Genomic DNA, 2,072 nt, shown 5'->3' with positions numbered 1-2,072 from the left:
CGAGAAGGTTCCTCTTCCGAGACGTGCTGTCGGTATTCCGGGGCCGGTCGACGCGTCGGAGTGGTTGGTGAGAGGATATTCGGTATGGGGGTGGCTCAGGACGATGAACTGCGGGGCCTGCAAGCACGGGCCTACGGTCCAAATGCTGACATCCGTCACGACTTTCCAGCACAAGTACGGCTACAGGAACTCGAGGACGCGAGACGGCAACTGGCGCCGCCACTTCTCAATGCGGACATGCCCCCGGAGCGTACCGTCGATTCGATCGATGTGTCCAGCAGCGAACAAGAGCCCCATCTCGTCGAAGACGAGTCCCATCTCGTCGATGACGAGCACGAACGCTCGAATCACGAATTTCTGAGACGTCTTGCTCGCCGCATTCTTGCCGTTGGGGGTCGACTCGCCCGTGTCCGCCGCGGGACCGTGCTGATCGCGCTCGGTCTCGCCGTCGTCGCGAGCATCATCGCGGCCGCCCTCATTCTTGTCGAGCGGGTCCAGACCGATCCTCTCCAGACCGGAGCCGACCAGGTCGCCCGACTGTCAATCGATCCCAGCTATCAGGTCCCCGGCATGTTTGTGCAAGTTGCAGCCGAGGACGCTGCTGTTCAGGCGTACCAGGAGTTCTACGGGCTCCGTGCGATCGTCGTGGCCGGCGGCTTGTTCAGCCGCGGCGCAGAGGGCGAGTGCCTGAACGTCTTCTTGGCCGCAGACGGCGAGAATTCCGACTCAAATTCATTCTCGGGGATGATCAGGGGCGGTTGTGTAGCGGGACCGTTTCCGGCGATGACCCAGTTAATGGCGGACGAAGAGGGCCTTCCCGACGAACTGGCGTCGGCGTTCCCCGGATCGACCGCACTGCAGTTCGTCTACGACAAAACGAACCAGGAGATCGTGATCTACGCGGGCGAATGACGTTCCGTCCCGGTCGCATGGGGAACGGGGGCACGGCAGGATTGTGCGTCCGTAATGGACACGGCTTTCACGATTGGCGGTGGTTTAGGCCATAGTCGGATCATGACCAATCCCGAACTTCGTGAATGGCCGGCGAACGACCATGGATACCGTCGCTCGGAAGTGTCGGCGCTCGTGGGGCGTGGTGACACAGTGTGGGAGCGCGCAATCAGCGACGTCCTCCGGTGGGGAGTGAAAACAGCCAGCGGGTTTGCGGTCGATTCGACTGAACCGGTCTCGCAGGGCGACCGCGTCGTGGTCACCGCACGTCTGCTGAGGATGACTGTGATTGAGCCCGTGGAGGTCGTGGCCGTCGTCACGGAGTTCGACCGGGTCGGCTTCGCGTACCGGACCATGCCCGGACACCCCGTCAGCGGCGAAGAGGCATTCATCGTGCACCGGCGTGAAGACGAGGTGCACCTCACCGTGCGTTCTCTCACGCGCCCCGCGCCACAGCAGCCCTGGCGGGCCCTCTACCCATTGCTGCTTATTGCCCAACGGATCGCGCGTCGGCGCTACCTGCGCTCACTTCGCTGAGCGGCCGGCCCACCAGCAGGCGACGGCGATGGTTTCGGTCTTTTGTCAGAGCGACAACGGCGGATGCCTCTCTCAGGGTTCCCCTGCGGGCGCTTTGTGGCCCGAGCTGCCCTGCATGCGGGACAGCTATCGTTCTCCGGGTTAAGTTCATCAAGGACCACTTCACCGACGCACGCGGACGAGGCCTGCTCGATGATCGCGAGATCCAGAGGGTCGGCTGCCGAAACTATCGAGAACCACACAGATAGAGACGGTATCGTACTTTTAATGGATCCGCGGCTCACTTCCGCACCCCACCCTTTCCGGAGAATCCTCGGGGCTTGCAGCACGCGACAGGACAAAACACTGTGATCGACGTGACGACCTTCGACTTTCTCCATGACATGACCGAGAACAACGCCACGGAGTGGTTCGAGGGAAACCGGGGTGCCGACAACGACGTCCTCTCCAACCTCACCGATGTTTCCCACGCCTTAATTACCGGGTTTGAGAAGGAGAATGCAGGTTTCGCTGCTGCGAATGCCGATCCACGGCGCACGATCTCGCGCATCCACCGGGATATGCGTTTCGCAAAACCCGGCAAG

At 62.0% G+C, this 2,072-nt stretch carries 3 protein-coding genes; all 3 read left to right on the top strand.

Going from position 1 to position 2,072, the window contains the following annotated elements; genetic code table 11:
- Positions 1-237 precede the first annotated feature (237 nt).
- On the top strand, positions 238-912 hold the full coding sequence (locus tag JF66_RS18805; RefSeq protein WP_035880401.1) for a hypothetical protein: 675 nt from the start codon (positions 238-240) through the stop codon (positions 910-912).
- 102 nt (positions 913-1,014) lie between these two features.
- Positions 1,015-1,488 (top strand): DUF1990 family protein, encoded by a 474-nt coding sequence (locus tag JF66_RS18800; protein ID WP_035880400.1) that lies wholly within the window; start codon positions 1,015-1,017, stop codon positions 1,486-1,488.
- A gap of 347 nt (positions 1,489-1,835) precedes the next feature.
- Positions 1,836-2,072, top strand: a 237-nt coding sequence (locus JF66_RS18795; protein ID WP_035880398.1) for a DUF2461 family protein, incomplete at its 3' end; no start/stop codon positions are given.

It is taken from the genome of Cryobacterium sp. MLB-32 (assembly GCF_000738085.1).
GTDB lineage: Bacteria > Actinomycetota > Actinomycetes > Actinomycetales > Microbacteriaceae > Cryobacterium.
This window is presented reverse-complemented; position numbering and strand designations above follow the sequence as displayed.

Excerpts from the sequence above, each read along its gene's own strand:
- JF66_RS18805 (WP_035880401.1), top strand. The coding sequence starts at position 238 with ATGCCCCCGGAGCGTACCGTCGATTCGATCGATGTGTCCAGCAGCGAA.
- JF66_RS18800 (WP_035880400.1), top strand. The coding sequence starts at position 1,015 with ATGACCAATCCCGAACTTCGTGAATGGCCGGCGAACGACCATGGATAC.